The organism is Bartonella sp. AP1QHHD, from assembly GCF_042196265.1.
GTDB lineage: Bacteria > Pseudomonadota > Alphaproteobacteria > Rhizobiales > Rhizobiaceae > Bartonella.
In genome coordinates, this window is the sequence record NZ_JBHIPW010000075.1 from 1 (window position 1) to 1,799 (window position 1,799).

2 protein-coding genes and 1 pseudogene are annotated in these 1,799 nt (G+C 43.9%); all 3 read left to right on the plus strand.

Annotated elements, in window-relative coordinates; all coding sequences use genetic code 11:
- Nucleotides 1–1,154: hypothetical protein (locus ACFIME_RS09890; RefSeq protein ID WP_375684707.1), on the plus strand; the 1,154-nt coding region annotated here is incomplete at its 5' end.
- Entirely contained in the window at nt 1,154–1,579 is a 426-nt protein-coding gene (locus ACFIME_RS09895) for a hypothetical protein (protein ID WP_375646234.1), read from the plus strand. The genes ACFIME_RS09890 and ACFIME_RS09895, both read left to right, overlap by 1 nt.
- Before the next feature lies 1 nt (nt 1,580).
- Nucleotides 1,581–1,799, plus strand: a pseudogene (locus tag ACFIME_RS09900) (hypothetical protein); the annotation flags it as partial.

Sequence of the window (1,799 nt, forward strand, 5' to 3'; positions counted from 1 at the left end):
CGTTTGCTCTTTTTAAAAACATGGTTATTGCGGTGAATAAAAATGATAAACCGCAAGTTTTCAAGGTCCTTAGTTCTGAACGGTTTGAAGATTTAGAAGGAAATCCACCGAAAGCAGGATTGGTTAAGGTTTGGGGACCTTTTGTTTGTTTGATGCAATTGACAGATAATCCCAATCGCATCCATTGGTCTGGAGAAGGCGATGAAACTCTATGGGAGACTCAATATAATGTTAGTGGTTATATGGATTTCCAAGATGGAGAATATGTGCAGGGGGCAACAGAAACAACCAATCCCCTTATTTTTCTTCGTTCTGCTATTTATGCTGGTTCTTTGACGTTAGGTTCCAAGAGCCCGTTTGCTTTTCAAAAGATCCAAGACAAACGTGGAGCGCGCAGTGCAGCCTCTATAGCGTGTCGCGGGAGTGATGCTTTTTTTGCTGGTGATGGTGGCTTTTATCAGATCAGTGCTGATGGTCAACTTTTGCCGATAGGCTTTGAGAAGGTTGATAGAACGGTTTTTAAAACCTTTGATAAGTTTGCTCTTGATGAGATGCAAGGGGTTATAGACCCCATTGATAACCGGATTTACTGGTCCTTAAAAAGAGGCAATAACGAGCAAACGACCTTTGTCTATGATTGGGGATTGCAGAAATGGTCGACGCTACAGGGAAAACCTTTCACGTTGTTTCCAGTATTTACGACAGGTTATACTTTAGAACAGTTAGATGAGATCTCGATCAATCTTGAGACATTGCCGGCTTCTTTAGACAGCCCTCGTTGGCAAAGTGGCGCCCCAATGCTTGGTGCTTTTGATGATGAAAATAGACTTGTTATGTTTACGGGAGCACCGATGGAGGCAACGGTTGTTTCGCAAGAAATGGGGGCACCAGATGGAAGTTTTAACTTTATCACGAAGATGTTTGCTGAAGTTGATACGACGGAAGGTCTTTTAAGCATAGGAGAGCGTCGGCTTCGCAATCATCAGACACCGATTACATGGCATAAGGAGAGGGCATGTTCATATGTCACGGGTGCTTATCATGGTCGTTCGCGCAATCGTTATCACCGCTTTAAATTGCGTATTCCTGAAGGCGTTCATTGGAACCATATCACAGGGTTTAATGTGGATTTACGTCCTTTAGGCAGAGGATAATGGCAAAAGTTTTTTTGACCACGTCTTGGGATATGGAGCGTATAGCGCCTTATCTTGAAGACATCATTGCATCCTTTAGAGAGTATGTAGAGCGTTTCAAACATGAAATCACGTTGCAAGAGCTCATTGAAGCGATTTGCAGCGGCAAGAAACAGTTATGGCTTGTTTTGGATGATGACGAGCGCTTTTTAGCGGCATTCACGACCCAGATACAACAGACAGTTTTAGGAAAGAAGCGCGCTCTGATTTGTGAATGTAGTGGCAAGGGCGTTCTTGATCAAGTTGATAATTTGACATTTGTAGAGGATTGGGCGCGTGAGAATGGGGCTTCTGAAATGGAGATCTTGGGTCGTTTAGGTTGGAAGCGCGCATTGGACAAGCAAGGCTATGGCATAGCTATGCTTTATTATAGGAAGGAATTGTGACATGGGGAGCAAGACACCAACAACGACAGAACAGAAGCAGGTACAAACAAGCGCCCCTCCAACTTGGATGCAGAATGTCTTTAAGCGTGGGGGTGCAGATGCGTATAACATGTATGATACAGGGATGGGTGGTAATGTATATGGGGGACCTCGTGTTGCACCTTTAAGTGCTCCAACTTATCAAGCAATTGGAGGTCTTGGAGCTATTCCTCATCAGTAT

Excerpts from the sequence above, each read along its gene's own strand:
- ACFIME_RS09895 (WP_375646234.1), top strand. The coding sequence starts at position 1,154 with ATGGCAAAAGTTTTTTTGACCACGTCTTGGGATATGGAGCGTATAGCG.